Origin of the sequence: Isachenkonia alkalipeptolytica (assembly GCF_009910325.1) — a bacterium.
In the GTDB taxonomy this organism is placed as follows: Bacteria; Bacillota; Clostridia; order Peptostreptococcales; family T1SED10-28; genus Isachenkonia; species Isachenkonia alkalipeptolytica.
Map to the genome: position 1 here is coordinate 19379 of NZ_SUMG01000021.1, position 20874 is coordinate 40252.

Here is a 20874-nt window from a genome sequence, read left to right on the forward strand (position 1 = left end):
TTTTTATTATATCATAACATTCTGTGTTTTTAGAATGTTTTTCCCAAAAAAATCAAAGGAACAATCTTCCCTCTATAGCAAAGATTATTCCTTTAATTTAAACATCCTCAGTCAATCTTAGAGTTATAAATTTATTGTTTCGATTGAGTTTTCGTACCCAGCATATCCGCGGCTTTATAGGAGCTGCGGACTAAAGGATCCGAAGCAACAAAGGAGAACCCTAGGCTTTCGGCTTTCTCCTTATAAGCCTGAAAAGCTTTGGGAGTGATGTATTCCTCCATAGGATAGTGCGCTTTACTAGGGGCTAGATACTGACCCACCGTTAAAAAGTCACACTGGTACTGTCGTAAGTCCATCATTACCTGATGAACTTCCTCGGGAAATTCTCCAAGGCCTACCATAATACCCGATTTCGTGAAAATAGAAGGATTCAGTTTCTTCACATTTACCAATACTTCCAAGGACTGATAATAATCCGCCTGAGGCCGGACTTTATCGTACATTCTCGGAATGGTTTCAATATTATGATTTATGATATCCGGCTGAGCGTCGGTAACTTTTTTCAGAGCTTTAAAATCCCCTTGAAAGTCGGGAATTAATACCTCAATGGCGATCTCTTTATCCACAGCTCGAATGGCATTAATGACTTTTGCAAAATGTCCCGCACCGCCATCGGGTAAGTCATCCCGGGTAACCGAGGTCACCACCACATGCTTGAGTCCCAGTTCCTGTGTCGCCTTCGCCATATTTCCCGGTTCCTTAGGGTCTACCGGTTCCAATGCTTCATGGGTTACGTTACAGAATCTACAGTTTCTTGAACACTGGGTTCCTAATATCATAAAGGTTGCGGTTTTATTACTAAAGCATTCTATTCGATTCGGACAATTGGCTTCCTGGCACACGGTATTCAGGGAAAGGTCTTTTAACATGCGTTTTACCGCTTCTTCTTTCTGCAGATCCTCCATATTCACCCGAAGCCAACGGGGTTTACGTTCACTTTTCATAAGCTCACCTCTTCTATAAATTAAGTTCTTCCAGTGTTATATTTTGAACCTTTTCATACTCATATACCCTAACAAACTCCTCTGCTACCCGCTGGTTCATTTGGTTAAAATCCTGGGTTTCCCCTAATAATTTTTCTAATGTGGTTACGCCTTTATCACGAATTCCGCAGGGGATGATAAACTGAAAATGGTCTAGGTTCGTATTCACGTTAAAGGCAAAACCATGCATGGTTACCCCCTTTTTTACGGCTAAACCGATGGCAGTGATCTTCTCATTGCCTATCCAAACCCCGATATCCTTCCCGGAACCTGTAGCTTTCAAATCAAAGTCCTTTAAGATATTTACAAAAACTTTTTCCAACTTTTCCACAAAACCACGGACTTTTATTTGGTTTTCGATTAGATGAATTATGGGATAACCCACAATTTGTCCTTCTCCGTGATAGGTAACATCCCCTCCCCGGTTGGTTTCAAATCGCTGAATGCCTTGACGGGCCAATTCTTTTTCCGGCGCTACTACATTCTCCGCCGATGCGCTTTTCCCCAGAGTGATTACTGCGGGGTGCTCCACTAAAATCAAGGTGTCAGAGATCTTCCCCTCCTGTCGTTTTTTTAATAATTGAAACTGGATTTCTAAGGCCTGCTCATAATCGCATTTACCCAAATATAAAAGGTTTAAAGTTTTTTCCATAGGAACCCTCCGTTTTTAAGAATGACTATAATTTAGGAGCTTGTATTACTTACATTGTCAGTATACCATAAAGCAAATGAAATTTCTTCCTCTCCTTTACAGTCTTCTTTAATTCTTCTGTAAAGTTGATTTTAAGACCTTCCAGCCATCACCCTTGCGAAAACAAATTAAAAAAGAGCTTTCCCTTTATAGAGAAAACTCCACTTTAATGCATTTACCAATGATTTTCAACTCGCTTTTCTTCTTACTTACCCCGTTTTCCCCTTCTAGACCTTGGAAAAGCGCGATCTTTCCGCTTCCCTCCTTTCGGAGTTTTCGGACCATTCGTCCCTTTGCCACATTAATTAAGTAAAGTGCTCCGTTTTCAATTTCTTGGGTATCCAGGACCGTTACGATATCCCCTTTCTTAATTCGAAGTCCCTGTAGAGCATTATCGGTTACTTCAATAAAGAAAAGTTTATCAGGATGATAGCCCTCCACTTTGTTTTCCATCAAGGGCAATGATTTTTCTCCAACAACCTTTCCATTATCCATGCGTTGCACAGGATAAGTTTTCACCAAGTTCCCCAAGGCTTTTTGCCATGAACCGGTGGGTTTTAAATCATAGTTTTGAAGTTCTTCCTTCGAATCCTGTTTTTTTCCAGCTTTGACCTTGTCCGACGCTTCATCGGTAGGCTCCTCCGCCACACTGATAAAATCCATGGATTTCCCTAGTTTTTTTAAAATTTTTTCAGCAATATCCTCTTTGATTACCTTCCGACCGGATTCGATATCCCGAAGATAACTTTCGGATATACCGCATTTTTTTGCCAGGGCTTTTTCCGATAAACTCGCTTGTTCCCTAGCTTTCTTTATTTGTTCTGCCAATCGATTCATCCAATCACCTCATTTGTCATTATATTTACTATTTTATCATGATCCTTATCCTTTCTCCAGATGATCTTAGACACTTATCCTGATTTCTTTGCTGAAATCACAATAAACCTACCTTAGTGCTTTCCCTTGCGCAGGGAATCCGTTATAATAAGATTAAGATGTTTTCAGTTGCTTTACACTGGTAACAGCATTGACAACGCCTTTCAGGGGGTAAAAGCATGAGAAAAATCCATTGGTTAAATGATTTAAAGCAGTACATTTTATTTCATTATCGAAAAACCCTTACCGTGGAAGAGTCCGTTTTAAGTTATAATGTGGCTACTTTTATCGAGCAGCGACAACGGCCAAGTTTTTCAAAAAGTCTGTTGCATTTCATCGATGCAAAAGGGCTGGATGACACGGAGGTCTATAAAAGGGCGGGAATCGACCGTAAACATTTTTCAAAAATACGTTCAAATCCAGATTATCAACCTAAGAAAAAAACCGCCCTCGCCCTTTGTCTTTCCTTACAATTAGATCTTAGAGAAGCCGAGTGTCTATTACGTTCTGCAGGGTATACTTTTTCCAACAGCCAATTCTTGGATCTGATTATACAGTACTGCATTGAAGAGCATATTTATGATATTCATGAGGTCAATTACGCTCTGGAACATTATAAATTAGAGCCTTTGTAACAATAGGCGGGGTTATCTTCACTGTAATTATTCCGAATTTTCTGCTATACTATAGTTAAGAAGTAAAAAAACTTTTCCAAATCACTTTATTATGAGCCATTATGCATCCTTCTAGCCTCTTTACTCTGTTATAAGTATTTTTGAAATGTATTTTAAAAGAACAAATACAGGCACTATCTTACGAGAATTACGGGAATTATCAAATAGGAGGGATTTCCATGAAGAAAAAAGTTTTAATCGTAATCGATTATCAAAAAGACTTTGTTATGGGAAGCTTAGGATTCACTGAAGCTAAGGAATTGGATTCTGTAATTTGTAAAAAGATAAAAAGTTATAAAAATCATCAGGTTTTTTATACCCTGGACACCCATGATGAAGATTACTTAGAATCCTTAGAGGGAGACTCCCTTCCCATTGAACACTGTATTAAAGGAACCGAAGGTCACAAAGTATACGGAAACACCAAAATATGCCTTAATGAGGTTGGAGCGCAGCCTTTGGAAAAAAGAAGTTTTGGAATCCACCCCCAAGAACTTCATGAACAGTGTTTTGACTTCTATGAAGACGAACTGGAATCCATTGAATTGGTAGGGGTGGTTACTAATATCTGTGTTATATCCAATGCGATTGTGTTAAAAACCCTGTACCCCGAAGTGCCCATATTTGTGGATGCCTCCGCCTGTGCTTCTCCTGACCCGGCACTTCACGAGAAAGCCTTGGATGTTTTGGCAGGCCTTCATGTTAACGTAATCAATCGGTGAAGATCCCATAGGGTGGTTGAATCCCTTTATCCATCAATAAAAAAGGAGACCTTCGGGTCTCCTTTTAATTTTTCTATTGGACTTTCCTATACAGTAAGAAAGCTTAACGTTTGTTGCAGTTGATAAAACCGAAGTTGTAAGCTGTGTTTTCTGAAGAAGCCTTCCTGGTATTCTTTCACCGCATAATATTTATCCACCATCGTTACAATCCAACTTTCCTTGTATTTCGGCGGAACAATGGTTGTAGGGAACATATGTTTCTTTATGATATCTGCTTCCATATCGCTGACATCAAAGTACTTTCTGGCATTTTCAAGAGCTACTCTTGGATGAGATACCGCATGGGATTCTTTTAAGTATTTCAAGTTTCGGTTCCCCTTGGTTCGCCAGTCATATAAAAAGAAATCATGAAGTAGGGCACCCCGGGCGATGGCTCGATAATCCATCTTTAGTTTTTTTGCTATTTTATAAGATCGAAAGGAAACTTCCAGGGAATGTTCGAATATGCTTCCCTCATGGTGTCGAATGTCCTTCGATTGCATGAATGCATCATGGTTTAATATATCTTTTGTGATCTCGTAGTATTCGGAATTTCTGCTCAATACGTGGACCTCCTTGATTTTATCCGTCTTTTGAATTTTATGTCCGCTGTTTTACTCACAGTTTACATAATACTAGGATCCCGGGATTTTGTCAAGGAAACCCTTGGAAAAATCCAAGAAAAAGAAGACAATTTCTTAGTTAATATTTACTCCCTACGATAAACCACCTTGCCATCGATCATCGTAAGCTCCACCTGGGTATCGGATATTTCAGAGGGCCTGACGGTAAACAGGTCCCGGTCCAACACAATCAAGTCCGCAAAATAACCGGGGAGAAGTTTTCCCTTAACATCCTCTTGAAACTGATTTTCAGCACTTTTCCAAGTGTAGGCATCCACGGCCTCCTCTATGGTCATCCGCTCCTCCGGTTGATACCCCCCTTCAGGATAACCGTTTTGATCCCTTCGGGTAACCGCAGCATAAATATTTCGAAAAGGGTTTGAATCTTCCACCGGTGCATCGGTTCCAATGCTGATCAATCCCCCCTGCTGATACAAGGTGTTAAAAGCATAGGAGGTTTTTGCCAAAGCCTCACCCACCCGTTTTTTCACAATATGCAGATCATAATCCAGAAAAACCGGCTGAGCCATTACCGCTATACGGTTCTTGATGATTCGATCCAATTGGTCCCCACTGGTAATCTGATTATGAACGATACCATGACGCAGGGTGTTTTCAGCTTCTCCGATCAGTTTTTCATAGCTTTTTACCACGCTTTCCACAGCACCGTCACCAATGGCATGGGTAATTACAGGAATCCCGTGAGCCCCAGCCAGTTGACAAAGCTCCCAAAGTTCTTGATCTTTCAGGGCTTCCACCCCTTTCGTAGTAGGATCGTCGGCATAGGGCCGTCGAAGCAGTGCGGTTCTTCCGCCTAGGGAGCCATCTTTGAAAAGCTTTAGTGAGCCCCGTTGATAATAGTCCTGATCATACTTACCATTTTTATATTCACTGTTCAGGTACCTTCGAAAATCCTCAACTCTTTGAAAGTTAAATTGATGCCGATACCGAAGGGGAAGTTTTTCTTCTTCATATACCTCACGTATCCAATCAAAGGTTTGCTGAAAGTCTTCTCCTGAGACATCACAGGATTGAACCGATGTGATCCCTTGACTGAGAACGTATTTCCCCGCTTCAATAAATTGATTTTTTTTCGCTTCCTTATCCTTTTGGGACAGGGCTTTTGCCAAAACATGGGTGGCGTTTTCCGTAACCACTCCGCTTAGTATCCCCTGGGGGCTCCGCTCGACGGTACCTCCCGGTATGAAGGTGTCCTCAGTAATCCCTGCCATTTCCATAGCCTTGGTATTACCAACAGCCACATGACCACAAACCCGTTCATAAACAATGGGAATATCTGTAGAGATCAAATCCAGATCCTTTCGCCCGGGCAGGCGTTTATCCTCTGCTTCAAAAAAATCCTGATTCCAGCCCCGGCCATGGATGCCTACTTCCTGTCGGTTTTTTGATAAGTAGTCCCGACCCCTTTCAATCATTTCACCGATAGATTTAACCCCCGTAAGGTTGCAGCTGGCCATAGCTTCTCCCAGGAGAAACAGATGCAGATGGCTGTCGTTCAGACCCGGGAGCACGGTTTTCCCTTGAAGGTCTATTACCTCGTCATCCCTTCTTCGGTTCTTTACTATAGCCTCAGTACTGCCCACGGCCTCTACAAAGCCTCCCTTAATAGCAATTGCTTCTTCAAACCTTCCTTTTTCCAAGTATATTTTCCCCTTGATTAGCAGGGTTCCCATGAACTTCACTCCTCCACCCAGGAAAGCGGGGATTTTTCCCACCTCCATATTTTCACTTTTTTCTTCGCTACTCTAAAGTATACCACGGCTCTTTCATAAGAAAAACCCGGTTATCCGGGTTTTCTTTACTTAACCTATTCTTTTTTCCGAAAGATTGAATTTCAGAAATCCTATTATCCCTTTTGAAGTTGACTAAAGTTTTTTTGTATTTCTTTTACGGGAATTCGGATGAAATATACCGATACCACAACCACCATAAAGGGATCCATATAGGGTACTAAAAAAGCGGTTGCGGGAATTAGACTCAGAATAAATCCCAAGGCAAAGCCCACCAAAACTCCAAGACTTGCCCAGGTATCCATTAACCATTGATGGGCCTCTGCCTGTAGCAGTGGGGTATGTGTCTTCTTAGATGGATTTCGGAGCAGTACATACACACCGTAACAGGCAATGGTAGAGATAACTGCGTATATAAGAGCGTAATTCATGGACGTCTCCCGCCCTCCGTCAAAGAGGGCTGTAACAGCTGTCAACAAGGAGCCGGTCACGAGAATTAGAATCACGGTATACTTAATAAACACCACCAGGGTATCCACGTTCATGTTTTTTTCTCTTCCGAACAGGGATAAGCGGATTTTTTCTTTTTTTCTTACCTTACCCAGGGCCCATAGAGATAGCATCGATAGCCCCAAGCTGATAAAAGAATACAAACCGTCAAATATGATCATTTGAGAGTCCAGTATTGTTCCTAAAATCATTCCTGTGACAGCAAAACCCAAGGCTCCAAGTACGGACCCCACAATCAATTGCTTTTCATTTTTGACATTCATAAATTTCCGAACCCTTTCTTAACTTATTTTCATATTTTATAGTACATTTTCATAGTGCATAATGTAACTGTAATCCTCCTGCTAGGCCGTTGTATTTTCTTCAAATCCCTTCAATATGAATTCAAGCAGGTCTTTTTTAATCTTATCCACATCCCCGTTATTTCTTTTGAATAAATAACAGGTTTCCGCCGATTGCTCAAGGATCCCCAGGGTAAACTGTACCATAATAGTGGTATCCGGTTTTTTTCGAAGTTCCCCCTTCTTTTGAAACTGCTCGAAGATTTTTTCCAGCCACTGATAATAGGGATCATATATTGCCTCCCACTTCTCTAAGGAGTGATAATAGCTCATGCCTGAGTATAAAAACGTGATAATCTGCTGATAATCTTCAGTGATTTCAAACACTAACTCTATCAGTCCCCGAAGAAAATCTTTAGAGTTTTCAGCTTGATTCAATTTCTTTTTTTCCCCTCGAGCCATGGCATCCTCAACTATTCTTTCCGCAATAGCTGGGGCCAGGGCCGCCTTTGAAGAAAAATACAGATAAAAGGTTCCTTGAGCTAAGCCGGCCCTCTGTACAATTTGTGATACCGATGTATTATCAAATCCCTTTTCTTCGATTAAGCTAATGGCGGCATCCAAAAATTCCTCATATTTCTCTGATCTATCTTTTTTCATTCTAATCCTCCTTTGCTTTCTTTACTTTCCCGGGATTATAAGTGACTGACAGTCATTCATTTTTATATTATAACATGCCGTAAAAAAAAGGGCAACAGATACAACTCTGCTACCCTTGCCTCCTTAAATACAGGGAATTTCCCCTATAATTTAAAAGAAGAAAGATTAATACTTTAACTTCTCCTCCAAATAGGTCTCCAAATCCTCAATTTTAATCCGTTCCTGCTCCATAGTATCCCGGTCCCGTACGGTTACCGCATGGTCTTCCTTGGAATCAAAATCATAGGTGATGCAAAACGGAGTTCCGATTTCGTCCTGGCGACGATACCTTTTACCGATACTTGCCCGCTCATCATAGTCTATGGCAAACTTTCCTGCCAGATTTTTAAACAGTTCTTCCGCCTCGTCCTTCAGTTTCTTGGTTAAGGGCAGCACCGCTGCTTTATAAGGGGCCAGCTTCGGATGGAGTTTTAATACCGTTCGCTGGTCTCCGTCCACGTCCTCCTCTTCATAGGCATCCACTAAAAATGCCAGGGCGACCCGGTCCAAGCCTAGGGATGGCTCAATACAATAGGGCACATACTTTTCATTGGTATGAGGGTTCTGGTACTCCAAATCCACCCCGGAGTGATTGCTGTGCTGTCTTAAATCGAAGTCGGTGCGATCCGCGATTCCCCATAACTCTCCCCATCCGAAGGGAAATTTAAATTCAATATCCGTTGTGGCATTGCTGTAATGGGATAATTCTTCCTTTTCATGTTTCCGGAGTTTAATACTGGACTCCTTGATGTTTAAGTCCAATAACCAGTTTTTACAAAATTCCAGCCAATAGTTAAACCACTCGATATCCTTCCCCGGCTCACAGAAGAACTCCAACTCCATTTGCTCAAACTCCCGGGTTCTGAAAGTAAAGTTTCCAGGCGTAATTTCATTCCTAAAGGATTTTCCCACCTGTCCGATGCCAAAGGGAATCTTTTTTCTAGAGGTTCGAAGGACGTTCTTAAAGTTTACGAATATTCCCTGAGCGGTTTCCGGCCGAAGAAAAATCTCCGTGGAAGAATCCTCGGTTACCCCTTGAAAGGTTTTAAACATCAGGTTAAACTGACGAATGTCCGTAAATTCTTTTTTCCCGCATTTATCACAGGCGATACCTTCCTCTTTGATAAAGCTTACCATTTCCTCGTTGGTCCAGCCTTCCACACTCATCTCTTTTCCTGCATTATGAAGATGTTCTTCAATGATCTGATCCGCTCGAAATCTTGCTTTACAGGCTTTGCAATCAATTAACGGATCATTAAAGCCTCCGATATGGCCTGAGGCCACCCAAGTCTCCGGATTCATTAAAATCGCCGAGTCAAGGCCTACATTGTTGGGGTTTTCCTGAATAAATTTTTTCCACCAGGCATCCTTAATGTTTCGCTTCAGTTCGGCGCCTAAGGGCCCGTAATCCCAAGTGTTCGCCAAACCTCCGTAGATTTCCGAGCCGGGGAAAATAAAGCCTCTGGACTTGCAAAGGGCTACAACTTCTTCCATGGTTTTTTCTTTCACTGTTTATTCCTCCTTTAAATTTTCCTTTATCCTTTTTCACTATAAAAATCCATAAAAAAATCTCTCCCCCCTAATCCAACGATTAGGGACGAAAGATGATTTCCGCGGTTCCACCCTAGTTGATGCCGAAGCATCCCCTTTATAAGTACTGCGACTCCAAAGCGCCCTTCATTTTCGGGTTGCATGGAGCTTACACGATCCTCCACTCGCTGAACCACTTCCGAAAATTACTCCTCTTTTTCTCCGCCGCTATTTGATTATTCTTTAAGATATCAAAGATCATAAATTCTGTCAATAGTCTCGCCGGATTTTGCTTAGAAAGTCCAGGCTTTTAAAGTTGGTTTTGTCCAAATGAATCATCATGTACTGTTTCAGAACCGATTCCAACTCCATAATCAGCTTCGGGTGCACCTTTAATTCTTTCAAGTCCTCAATGTCGATGACCATTAAAAAGTTGGCCAGACGAATGCCTTTTTTCGACAAAGGTTTTGCGAGACCCCTTCCTTCGGACTGACAGTCCTCACAAAGAAGCCCCCCCTCTTCCATATTTAGCACCCAGCGGAAGGAACTTCCAGTTCCACACTGATTACAGGATTTTAAATAGGGCTCATATCCGCTGAACTTTAGAAACTGCAATAAAAACCTTAAAATATGAAGGGAAAGTTCCCCCTCTTTGCGTTCCAAGGCTCCCAGGGACTCCTCAAAGAGATTGAATAGGCGGTTGTTACTCTGTCCCTCAATGGTGACCGTATCCACCAGCTCTATAAAGAAGGAGGCCGCCGAGAGGCTGTCCAGATCTTCTCGTAGCTTATAATGATTATGGATAGGGTCCACATGGTTTAAGGTATACATGGATTTTCCCTTATAGAGGACAAAATCGCTGTAACAAAGGGGCTGAGCGCCGGCTAGGTGCTTGCTTTTAGAGCTTCTGGCCCCCCGGGCCATAACAGAAACCTTGCCTAGTTTACGGGCAAATACTGTCAAAATTCCGTCATTTTCCTTGTATTTCATGTTTTTCAGCACAATTCCTTCGGTTTTTACCAGCATAAGTCCACCTTAGGAGTCGTCCCGATAGCCAAAATTACGAAGCATGGTGTTTTGGTTTCGCCAGCCCTCTTTAACCTTTACCCAGAGCTGAAGGTTAACCTTTGTCCCTAGAAACCCTTCAATGTCCTCCCGGGCGGATTTCCCGATCCCCTTAAGCTTTCGTCCGTTCTTACCGATGATAATGCCTTTATGGCTGTTTCGTTCGCAGTAAATATTCATCTCCAAATCTAGAATGGCTTTATTGGGTCGCTCTTTCATGGAAACCACTTCCACCGCTACCCCATGGGGAATCTCCTGCTCCGTATAATGAAGCACCTTCTCTCGAACCAATTCCGCGATAATCGCCCGTTCCGGCTGATCGGTGATCATGCCTTCAGGAAAGTACTGGGGTCCTTCCGGAAGGTATTCTTTAATCTCCTCGATCACCCGTTGAAGATTAACTCCTTCCAAAGCGGAGATAGGAATAATGGATTCAAAAAGTTCCATATCTTCATATTGTTTTACAATATCTTTGACCGAATCCTGATCGGTTTTATCAATTTTGTTAATCAGAAGGATTTTCGGAGTTTTAATCTTTTTTAACTCCTCTAAAATATACTGATCCCCTCCGCCTAAACGGTCGCTCTCATCCACCATAAATAGAATAACATCCATGTCCCGGAGGCTGGCCTTTGCGGTTTTTACCATATATTCTCCCAGCTCGGTTTTCGGCTTATGAATCCCCGGAGTATCGAGAAAGACAATTTGTAAATTCTCCTCGGTATAAACACTTTGTATCCGGTTCCTTGTGGTCTGCGGCTTGTCTGAAACAATGGCGATTTTTTCTCCCACTAATTGGTTCATCATTGTGGACTTTCCCACATTGGGTCTTCCGATAATGCTTACAAATCCTGATTGATAGCTCATACTGTTCCTCCTTTATTTTCTAAATCCTTCGGGGTGAAGGACAGAGGTAAAATTTCCTCCATGGTATAGGTTTGGTATTCTTCTTCGGATTTCGCCAGAATCACGGTGATATCCAGTCCGAACTCTACAAGTACCTGGCGGCAAATCCCGCAGGGAGCAGTAAAAGCCTCTGGATCTCCAACGATAGCAATGGTTTTAAAATCCTTTTCCCCTTCAGAGATGGCTTTAAATAACGCGGTTCTCTCGGCGCAATTTGTGGCGCCGAAGGAGGCGTTTTCAATATTGCATCCGGTAAAAACTTTTCCGGTGCTTGTCAGTACCGCTGCCCCTACCGGAAATTCCGAGTAAGGCACATAAGCCATTTTCTGAGCCTCCAGGGCTTTTCGTATTAATTCTTTGTTTGTCATATCCTTCCTCCTTTAAAGGGTTTTTAAGTCTTTTTCATTATTTCATCTGACTTCTTTCTTGATTTTCCTTGTTCGGGCTTGTTCCCAGGGTTATCCGATATTACTCCCCTTGGTCCAGTTCTTCTACAGTTAGAATATCTTCCCTTGAAATTACTTGTATCCAGGTTTGTCCCGGATTTAAGATGATTTCTTCTCCCTCACTGTCATAGTACCGGGTAAAATCCTCTTTGTCGCTTTTCTCCCATTGTACTTCCATCACTTCACCCATGGTGAAATAATACCCGCTACCACTGCCTATAGTGTCCATTTCCAAAATTCCGGAACTGGTTCCCGGAATTTGACGGGCGGGAACAATTTGTACCAGCACATTGGCGGCTACAATGGGTTTTTCCTCATCGTCTGTATGGTTTTCATCATAATGGCGCCGGTCAACATAGTATCGGTCGTAACCCTGTTGTTCTTCGTTATAATGATACTCCGCCCGGTAACTGGAATGGTAGCGAACCTCAAAATTCTCTGCGGTCTGTCCGCTTTTTAATGCTTCTTTTTCCTGATGAAACTCATAACCCGCAAAATCCGAGGTTTCACGATAGTTCAATGCTTCTGCAGTACTTCGAATATTGTCCATACTGGTATAAGCATTATGGGGGGCCCTACGATGGGATTCTCTCCAGAAAGCTCCGGCACCAGGCCCTGACAAACTCACATTTTGAATCCCTAAGCTACGAATTTCTTCCGTTACACGGGAGCTGGCTCCTGCATGGACATAAATTGCATGATATTCCATGGCTTTTTCGATATAATAGGGCCTTGCACTTCGTACGGGACCCATAAATTCCGGATCATTCATCAAGAAGAAGGCTAAGTACCTTGTGGCGTTTCCCTCCACGTAAAATTCATAGATCATTTCCGCATCATGTAAACCTGCCTGGGGTCTGGCATTCGGATTATTATCGTACATAACTCCTACAACCGGCCGCTCCAGTCGCTCCTCATCTTTTTCATAAAGGCCGCTTAAGGGGGAAGGGATTCCCGGTTCTTCCGTTTCCTCCTCCGAATCCTCCTCCGGTTCCTCTTTTTCTTCAACGCGTTCTTCCTCTTCTTTCATTTCCTTCGGCTCTTCCTCTTCTGTACTGCATCCTATTAGAAACATCATCACCAGGGCTAACAGGAGCATCATTATGTTTTCTAACTTTAATTTGTTTTTCAGTTTCAAACGTTTTCTTCCTTTCTTTATGGGATTTTTTGACCCATTCCCTATTTTAACTTTTACTTTGTGCTTACAGGGTATGTATCTTTCTCCCTGGTATGTTAGCCGTCAGTCTTCACACTTAGCTCTCGTTTTTATTAATAAAGGTTTCTTGATTCCGGATAAGGACCTACCCAAATACCTGAAAAATTACAATCGTAATTAGAAAACCCAGTAATGCCCCTACAATCACCTCGAATACGGTATGAATTTTACTTTCCACCCGGCTTTGAGATACCAGCAAGGCCATCATTAACGATAGGGTAGCCAGCAACATATTTTCTGAGATAAAGGTTATGGCGGTAAAAAGAGAAAAAGCCACGGCGGAATGTCCACTGGGCATCCCACCTTTTAAAGCGGTCCCCTTCCCCGTAAGTCCCTTCACAAAGATTACGGTGAAAACGACAATCAAGAGTGCTATAAAGGTCATATGAATCGGCGCCTGTTGCACTTGCCTTAAAACACCGTAGGTAAGGGGATTGAATCGATGAAAAAATATTAGATAAGCCACAATCACTGCATTAATAGCGGCAATCAGCACCGCTCCCGCGGCGACATTTTTTGCGATTTTTGCAAATACATGATATTTATCCGTAATTAAGTCAATGGCGGTTTCAATAGAGGTATTGATCATCTCCGTGATAATGACCATAGAAATTGTGGAAAACAATAAAAGAATCTCCAGCCGGGAAAGATCGAAAAATAAACTCATCACCAGTACAATTATGGCCACACCGAAATGAATTTTCATGTTTCGCTGGGTTTTAAATGCATAAAGGATCCCTTCAAAGGCATAATTAAAACTTTCCAGAAGTTTACGTACACGATTCATGGCTTTTCACCTAATTTCTTGTGATTTCCAGTTGACTGAGTATTTCTTTTTCAACTTTTCGCATTTTTTCCTTATCTTCACTTTCCAAGTGATCATATCCCAGTAAATGCAGGAGACCGTGAAGAAATAGATAAGCAATTTCCCTTTCAACGGAATGACTATACTCCCTTGCCTGTTCCATGACCGCCTCCGTGGAAATCACAATATCTCCCAATATCTTTTCCTCCCCCGGTTGAAACAGTTCTTCCACGGGAAAGGATAAAACATCGGTAGCCCGATCCTTCCCTCGATACTGTTTATTCAGTTCCTTAATTTCTTCAGGGGTAACCAGAGAGAGGCTGACTTCAAAGTTTTCTTCCCTGTTTTCATATGTCAAAGTCTTTTCAATGATTTCTTCAAACATTTCTTTCATTTCCTGGTCCGGCAAAAAGAGTTCTTGGCGATTGCTTATTTCTAAGATCATGATCCATGTCTCCTTTATATTTTATTCCCTTCTTCTTCCGGGTATTCAATCCGTTCATGATAAATCCCCAGCAATGTGTTCATGAAAACCGTTTTAATCCGTTGCAACTCCTTTAATGTCAAGTGACTTTCCTCTAACTGACCGTCCTGCAACTTGCCTTGTAGAATTTTTTCAATCAGATTTTCAATCTTTTCCTTATTCGGTTCCGGAATGCTTCGAATCGCTGCTTCTACAGAATCTGCCAGCATCACAATGGCTGTTTCTTTCGTCGCCGGTTTGGGTCCTTGGTAACGAAAAGCCTCTTCTTCGACTCCCCCCATGCCCTTGTTTAGTTCCTTTTCCTTGTGATAAAAGTAAGCCACCAGTGTATTTCCATGATGCGACTTTATAAACTCCACAACATCTTTATGAAGTTTATGCTCCTTTGCAACTTTCAGGCCGTCGGTTACATGCCCTGTGATGATGGAACTGCTTTTTAATGGTTTTATTTTTTCATGGGGATTATCCACTCCAAACTGGTTTTCCTTAAAAAAGTAGGGCTTTGTCGTTTTTCCTATATCATGATAGAATGCTCCGACTCTTGCTAATAGGGCATTTCCTTCCACGGCGTCTGCGGCTGCTTCACTTAAGTTCCCCACAATAATGCTGTGATGGTAGGTGCCCGGTGCTTCCAGTAATAATTTTTTTAGCAAAGGTTGATTAGGATTCGACATTTCCATCAGTTTTAAGTGGGTAAGGACCCCAAAAGCCCATTCCCAAAAGGGAAGAGTTCCTATGGTAAGCACGGCAGCGAACCCTCCGCCGATGGCCCCGTAACCTGCATGAATAAAGATCTCATTTATCTCATTGCTATTGATAAAGCCGATCCCCATGATTACAAAGAAATTCGCAGCCCCTACAACAAAACCCGAAAGTAAAATATTACCCCGTTGTTGGGTCCTATAGGCCATTAAAGCTCCCAGAGTTCCTCCAACCATTAACATGATCAACAAGGTCAAGGAGTTATCGATTATCAATACTGCCATTACAGATAAAATAATATTGGATACGATGGCCACCTGAGGATTGATTAAAATTGACAACAGCATCGCCGCCGTTGCTACAGGGATTACAAAAATCCCAATCACCGAAAATACTTTTGATATCATTAAGGTCGATAATATAATTAATACCAGCATTAACAGAGATTTCAAATCATAAATTAACTTTTTATGGAAGAACATCAAATAGAATACCAACGTCAACAGTAAAAGCATCACAATAATAATTATTCCCAGATAGAGTAAATAGTCCAGTCGGCCATCCTCCGCCAGCAGTCCCAATTCTCTTAAAATCTGCATTTGACTGGCGGAGATCCGCTCACCTTCTCTTACAATCAACTCATCCTGACCGATTATGACGCTGTCCACATCTTCCATAGCCTGTTGCTTTAACTCTTCCGTTCGCTGGGCGTCATAAAATTCATTGGGTCTGATGCTTTGGCTAAACAAGCGAATGCCAAAAAGTTTTAAAGGTTCGCTGAAATCATCAAGACTTCGGATGGATTCCTCAGCGGAAGCTTTAACCGTTGGCAGATCCTCTAGGCGAATCCCCCCATTTAACTGCTCCGCAGCGATCTCATAGAGATAGCTCTCCAAATGTTCGATGGATTCCCGGGAATCTGAAAGGGCACCTGTTATGATGTTTTCTCCCAGGGTTACCGGATTTTCATCCTGCATAGCCTTCGTTTTCTCTTCTTCGGTTAAATCCTCGTCTTCTTTAACCGAATACAATATTTCAAAAGTATTTTCAATGTCCCTTTGGACCTCGTTACGCACATCGGAATCAATACGAAATTGGGCTTCCACAGCGTTTGACGCTTCGTTTCGTAAGTTTTCCGTGGTCCGGACATCTTCAATAGTTTTCGGGGCATGTATATTCTGAGGTGCCCGTTGCCCTAAGTTCACATCCACTTTATCCGGTCTCAAACTTAGAATAAATATACCCAGGGTTCCTAACAGTAAGAAAAGGACTAATAATAAATATTGTACTGCGCTTTTGGAAAGCAACTTTTTGATCCGGCTATTTGATATTTTATTAAAGATACTACTATAAATTTTCATGGACTACCCCTATTTTAATCCGTCTTTTTCTGTGAATTTTTTTCATAGGCATTGATGATGTTTTGCACTAAGGGATGTCTTACCACATCTTTATACGTTAGATGAGTATATCCTATTCCTTCAATATCCTGTAGAATCTCTAAAGCATGATTCAGCCCCGAAACTTTTCCCTTTGGCAAGTCAATCTGGGTCACATCCCCGGTTACCACAGCCTTGGAACCATAGCCTATTCTAGTTAAAAACATCTTCATTTGAGGAATGGTTGTGTTTTGGGCTTCATCCAAAATAATAAAAGCATTATCCAACGTTCTTCCCCTCATATATGCTAAGGGGGCAACTTCGATGATCTCTCGCTCTTGGAGCCGCTGAAATTTATCCACTCCCAGAACGTCAAATAAAGAATCGTATAAAGGACGTAAATAGGGATCCACTTTATCCTTTAAATCCCCCGGTAAAAAACCTAAACTCTCCCCTGCTTCCACGGCGGGGCGCACCAGTATAATACGTTTCACCTCTTCGTTCTTAAAGGCTTTTGCTGCCATAACCACAGCCAAGTAGGTCTTTCCGGTTCCTGCGGGTCCTATGCCGAAGGTTAAATCATTCTGTTCTATTTTTCCAAGATACTGTTTTTGGCCTAAGGTTTTAGGCTTAATAGGTTTCCCACTAGCATTGATCAACACCGTTCCGTCCATCAGAGCTTTAGCATCATTTTCATTACCTTCTACAAACAGGTCAGCTATATATTTTACCCTTTGACGGTTTAGTTCTCCCTGGTTTTCCAATACCCGAATCATTTCCTTAAGCATTTCTTCAGCTTTTAAAACCTGGGTTTCTTCTCCCAATAGTATAATTTCTCCGTCCCTGAGAAGCATTTTGGTCTGAAATTTATCATATATAATTTTAGCAAATTCATCATAGTTTCCGAATAATTTTCCGGGGTAATCTTCCTTTTGTAAGGCAATGTTTTTTTGAATCTCTTTTGTCAAGCAAATTCCTCCTAGTTCAGTATAAGTAATCACAAATGATTACATTTTTTCTTAAACAATATCATATCACATGAGTGTTGATATTTCCATTGTTTTACCCCCTTACTTTTCTTATAATTTTCCCTTAAATTACCTATCTTGATTTTATTTCAAAATCCTTAGAAAGATAAAAGAAGGCAGATTCCCAAGAATCTGCCTTCTTTCTTAATTACATAACCATACTTCATAATTATTGTTATTAACCGACTTTCTTTTTACGCATGGATTTAGGCTTTTGTAAAACCTCAGACATCACAATACCTCTTACTAAGGATTTTTGATCAAATTCCAGTAATTCATTAAATCCCTCTACACCGATTTCACTTTTTTCCACACTGGTCTTCTCAAAAAAGTCTCCTGAAAGTTCCCCTGTTTCAACACCTTTTTTACGAGGTTTGGAGTAGGCTTTCATTTCCTTTTTTTTACGGGACTTTTTCGGTTGGTCTCTATCGGAATAATCCGTATAGTGCCCCTCATCTCCCAAAGCTTTTTTTACTTTTTCAGGAGTTTCTTCAGGTTTCTTTTGCTCTCCTCTTGAGGGCGCCTGTTTTTCAGAGACATTATACTGCTCTAATACTTCTTCCAACAGAGACCGGGACTTTTGTTTCCCAGATTCCGAAGTTTCTCTTCGGGAGTCAGTCTTGGTTTGCTGCTCTCTTTTTTCTGAGGGCCCCGATGATTGGGGCCTTTGATTCTGTTGGTTCTGTTGATTTTGTTGATTCCGTCTTTGCTGTTGTTTTTTTTGTACTTTATTCTTGTTAAACAAGGAATTAATGACAATCAATACAACAAATACGAAAATTACTTCAGGATTCATTGGATCCTCCCCTTTGAGGAATATTCTTTATCCATCTTGTTCTTTACTCATCTTCTTTATAGGTTTCATCCTTGTTGATTTTTGAGATTTCTTCCCGCATTTGGGTGTCGGACATTACGTTTTTCATATTGTAATAATCCATGGCCCCAAGATTTCCGTCTCTAAGTGCTTTCGATAAAGCTTTTGGAACTTCCGCTTCCGCTTCGATTACCTTGGCTCTCATTTCCTGTACTTCCGCCTTCATTTCCTGTTCCTTAGCAACCGCCATGGCTCGACGTTCTTCCGCCTTAGCTTGAGCAACACGCTTATCCGCATCGGCTTGATCCATTTGTAGTTGTGCACCGATGTTTCGTCCGATATCTACGTCAGCAATATCGATGGATAGAATTTCATAGGCCGTACCAGCGTCTAATCCTTTTTGCAGTACGGTTTTAGAGATTAAGTCCGGATTTTCCAGAACTTTTTTATGATTCTCTGAAGAACCTACGGTGGTTACAATTCCCTCACCAACTCGGGCGATAATGGTTTCTTCTCCAGCTCCACCTACAAGGCGTTCAATATTGGCCCGCACCGTTACTCTAGCACGTACCATCACTTCAATACCGTCTTTTGCTACGGCTGCAATCTTTGGGGTTTCAATCACTTTAGGGTTTACACTTACCTGTACCGCTTGTAGTACTTGACGGCCTGCTAAGTCAATCGCTGCGGCCCTTTCAAAGTTCAGGTTGATTTCAGCTCGTTGAGCAGCAATCAAAGCATCTACAACACTGTTTACATCACCACCAGCTAAAAAGTGGGCTTCCAGCTTGTCGGTATTCAAATCCAGACCTGCTTTTGTCGCCTTAATTAACGGAGCAACGATTCTTCTTGGCTGCACCCTTCTAAGACGCATTCCTATTAACGAGAAAATCCCAATCTTTACTCCTGAAAAATAAGCTGTAATCCATAATCCCACCGGTATAAAGCTTAGTAGTATGGATATAACAACAAAAGCTACTACAATTAAAACAATAATCGGTAAAAGTTCTTCTAACATTTACATTCCCTCCTCTTCATTTCTGCTTACATAAATTTTGCTACCCTCGGTTCTGGTCACAATCACCTTTGCCCCTTCTTCAATAAAAGACGAACCTTCAGTAACCACATTTAAAAGTTTTCCATCAACCTTGACGGTTCCGGAAGGTCTTAAATAACTGATTACAACCCCCTCTTTCCCAATGTATTCTACATAGGGATCGGTAGAAGTATATCCATCCTCAACTCTTTCAGAGCTTTTCAAAGTGATTTTGTCAAACAACTTGTTTTTCGGCCCGAATTTCAGCATTAAAACAAAAGTTGCAATGGTCAGCACCAGGGCAATAAGTATATAAACCACAGCAACCGCTGGGCTGCTGGCTGATAACACAATACTGACGATTATAGCGATTCCTCCGGAAATTCCCGGTATCCCCAATCCGGGGATCGTGGCTTCCACCAGCAAGAGAATGATACCAACTCCGAATAGAATAATCGCTAGGAGTCCCGAATCTCCAGCCAATAGGCTTCCAATAAAATAAAGGCTGAAAGAGGAGAGTCCGATAATGGCTCCAGCTCCAAGACCAGGAGTAAATACTTCAAATACCAATCCCATAAATCCTAAGGAAAGTAAGATCGGAGCTACGGCAGTGCCAGTGGCAAATTGAGATATTCTTGCTCTAAAGGGCATTTCCATTTGTTCTATTCGGTTATAGGGTATTTCAAACTGTTCAAGCATTTCTTCATAACTGGCGCTTCTGATATCGGTAAATTCTAAGTCCAGAGCTTCCTGAGCTGTTAAGTTTAACAGTCTTCCTTCCTCTACTAATCCGTCAATGACCATAGATTTATCCGCCATCGCTGCTACAATCTCGGGATCCCTTCCGGTTTCCTGTGCGGCACCTCGAAGGCTGGCCACCCAACTGGAAAGTACTTTTTCCGTGTCGGGGATTGTCTCCGCCGAACCGATATTACTTCCTGGAGACATTGCAATAAAATCGGAAGATATGGTAATTAAAACACCGGCGGAAATAGCCCGGGTATTGACAAATGAAACGGTGGGTAAGTCGGTTCTCATCATCAAAGGACTTAAATCCTCAGCAGAATCCACCCGACCGCCATAGGTGTCGATTTCAAAAATAATTCCTGAAGCTTCAGGATCTGACTCCACCTCTTCTATGGATTGTCGTACATACTCATATACCGCTGCATTTATTTCCCCTTCTATGGGAATAACATATACCGTTCCTTCATCATCCTGGGCCTCGGTAAAGCTCAATGAAAAGGCAAAAACAATGATCAGCACGAAGGATAGTATGCTTTTAGTTTTCATAGGGTTTCCTCCTCGTTTTTTCAGACTATTCTATGAATCATTATAACACAAAACGTTACACTATTGGGACCTTGCGACTAATTATAAATAATAATTTTTTTATATAATTTATTTAATAGTCTTATGGATACCTTAATATATATGCCCAAAATTAGTTCATTTAAGCCCTTTTTTTTATTTTTTTATTTTCATATAAAAAGTGTACCAGGGGGTCGGACCTTGTGGTACAAAAATTGAAAAGTGTACCACAAGGTCCGACCC

21 protein-coding genes are annotated in these 20874 nt (G+C 41.6%); 2 read left to right on the forward strand and 19 right to left on the reverse strand.

The window, feature by feature from the left end:
• Positions 1–131: 131 nt before the first annotated feature.
• The 3 genes from lipA to ISALK_RS12575 form a co-directional block, all read right to left on the reverse strand.
• Positions 132–1004 carry a lipoyl synthase gene (lipA, locus tag ISALK_RS12565; RefSeq protein ID WP_160722845.1) on the reverse strand — a complete coding sequence of 291 codons (873 nt, stop codon included), beginning with the start codon at positions 1002–1004 and terminating at the stop codon, positions 132–134.
• Between the two features lie 13 nt (positions 1005–1017).
• Complete coding sequence (gene lipB, locus ISALK_RS12570) at positions 1018–1695, reverse strand: lipoyl(octanoyl) transferase LipB (protein ID WP_160722847.1); 678 nt, start codon at positions 1693–1695, stop codon at positions 1018–1020.
• Between the two features lie 186 nt (positions 1696–1881).
• The gene (locus tag ISALK_RS12575; RefSeq protein WP_160722849.1) at positions 1882–2571 is read right to left on the reverse strand and encodes a helix-turn-helix domain-containing protein; all 690 of its coding nucleotides are present in this window, start codon (positions 2569–2571) and stop codon (positions 1882–1884) included.
• A 218-nt stretch (positions 2572–2789) separates the two neighbouring features.
• On the opposite strand from ISALK_RS12575, the gene ISALK_RS12580 reads away from it, so the two are divergent.
• Both ISALK_RS12580 and ISALK_RS12585 read left to right on the forward strand, forming a co-directional pair.
• On the forward strand, positions 2790–3245 hold the full coding sequence (locus tag ISALK_RS12580) for a hypothetical protein (RefSeq protein WP_160722851.1): 456 nt from the start codon (positions 2790–2792) through the stop codon (positions 3243–3245).
• A 218-nt stretch (positions 3246–3463) separates the two neighbouring features.
• Complete coding sequence (locus ISALK_RS12585) at positions 3464–4006, forward strand: cysteine hydrolase family protein (RefSeq protein WP_160722853.1); 543 nt, start codon at positions 3464–3466, stop codon at positions 4004–4006.
• 86 nt (positions 4007–4092) lie between these two features.
• On the opposite strand, the gene ISALK_RS12590 is transcribed toward ISALK_RS12585, so the two are convergent.
• The 16 genes from ISALK_RS12590 to ISALK_RS12665 all read right to left on the reverse strand — a co-directional run bounded on the left by ISALK_RS12590 (position 4093) and on the right by ISALK_RS12665 (position 20613).
• Entirely contained in the window at positions 4093–4608 is a 516-nt protein-coding gene (locus ISALK_RS12590) for an HD domain-containing protein (protein ID WP_236660370.1), read from the reverse strand.
• A 146-nt stretch (positions 4609–4754) separates the two neighbouring features.
• A complete protein-coding gene (locus ISALK_RS12595; RefSeq protein WP_160722855.1) occupies positions 4755–6362 on the reverse strand; it encodes an amidohydrolase in 1608 nt (535 codons plus the stop codon).
• Positions 6363–6535: 173 nt separating this feature from the next.
• Positions 6536–7192: a cation efflux transmembrane domain-containing protein gene (locus ISALK_RS12600; RefSeq protein ID WP_160722857.1), complete on the reverse strand. Its 657-nt coding sequence runs from the start codon at positions 7190–7192 to the stop codon at positions 6536–6538.
• A gap of 81 nt (positions 7193–7273) precedes the next feature.
• Positions 7274–7870 carry a TetR/AcrR family transcriptional regulator gene (locus ISALK_RS12605; protein WP_160722859.1) on the reverse strand — a complete coding sequence of 199 codons (597 nt, stop codon included), beginning with the start codon at positions 7868–7870 and terminating at the stop codon, positions 7274–7276.
• 165 nt (positions 7871–8035) lie between these two features.
• The gene (locus ISALK_RS12610) at positions 8036–9403 is read right to left on the reverse strand and encodes a glycine--tRNA ligase (protein ID WP_160722883.1); all 1368 of its coding nucleotides are present in this window, start codon (positions 9401–9403) and stop codon (positions 8036–8038) included.
• A gap of 306 nt (positions 9404–9709) precedes the next feature.
• On the reverse strand, positions 9710–10465 hold the full coding sequence (gene recO / locus ISALK_RS12615; RefSeq protein ID WP_160722861.1) for a DNA repair protein RecO: 756 nt from the start codon (positions 10463–10465) through the stop codon (positions 9710–9712).
• A gap of 9 nt (positions 10466–10474) precedes the next feature.
• A complete protein-coding gene (gene era, locus ISALK_RS12620) occupies positions 10475–11371 on the reverse strand; it encodes a GTPase Era (protein WP_160722863.1) in 897 nt (298 codons plus the stop codon).
• On the reverse strand, positions 11368–11778 hold the full coding sequence (locus ISALK_RS12625; RefSeq protein WP_160722865.1) for a cytidine deaminase: 411 nt from the start codon (positions 11776–11778) through the stop codon (positions 11368–11370). Before ISALK_RS12625 ends, era begins: the two co-directional genes overlap by 4 nt.
• 100 nt (positions 11779–11878) lie before the next feature.
• The gene (locus tag ISALK_RS12630; protein ID WP_160722867.1) at positions 11879–12994 is read right to left on the reverse strand and encodes a DUF3048 domain-containing protein; all 1116 of its coding nucleotides are present in this window, start codon (positions 12992–12994) and stop codon (positions 11879–11881) included.
• Positions 12995–13157: 163 nt separating this feature from the next.
• The gene (locus ISALK_RS12635) at positions 13158–13859 is read right to left on the reverse strand and encodes a diacylglycerol kinase (protein WP_160722869.1); all 702 of its coding nucleotides are present in this window, start codon (positions 13857–13859) and stop codon (positions 13158–13160) included.
• A gap of 10 nt (positions 13860–13869) precedes the next feature.
• Entirely contained in the window at positions 13870–14322 is a 453-nt protein-coding gene (ybeY, locus tag ISALK_RS12640; RefSeq protein WP_160722871.1) for an rRNA maturation RNase YbeY, read from the reverse strand.
• 14 nt (positions 14323–14336) lie between these two features.
• A complete protein-coding gene (locus ISALK_RS12645) occupies positions 14337–16424 on the reverse strand; it encodes an HD family phosphohydrolase (protein WP_160722873.1) in 2088 nt (695 codons plus the stop codon).
• Positions 16425–16438: 14 nt separating this feature from the next.
• Positions 16439–17410, reverse strand: coding sequence for a PhoH family protein (locus tag ISALK_RS12650; RefSeq protein ID WP_236660371.1), 972 nt, complete (start codon positions 17408–17410; stop codon positions 16439–16441).
• Positions 17411–17648: 238 nt separating this feature from the next.
• Positions 17649–18266, reverse strand: a complete 618-nt coding sequence (locus ISALK_RS12655; RefSeq protein ID WP_160722875.1) for a hypothetical protein — start codon at positions 18264–18266, stop codon at positions 17649–17651.
• A 43-nt stretch (positions 18267–18309) separates the two neighbouring features.
• Positions 18310–19302 (reverse strand): flotillin-like protein FloA, encoded by a 993-nt coding sequence (gene floA, locus ISALK_RS12660; RefSeq protein ID WP_160722877.1) that lies wholly within the window; start codon positions 19300–19302, stop codon positions 18310–18312.
• Positions 19303–20613 carry an NfeD family protein gene (locus ISALK_RS12665; RefSeq protein ID WP_160722879.1) on the reverse strand — a complete coding sequence of 437 codons (1311 nt, stop codon included), beginning with the start codon at positions 20611–20613 and terminating at the stop codon, positions 19303–19305. It abuts the gene before it with no gap.
• Between the last annotated feature and the right edge of the window lie 261 nt (positions 20614–20874).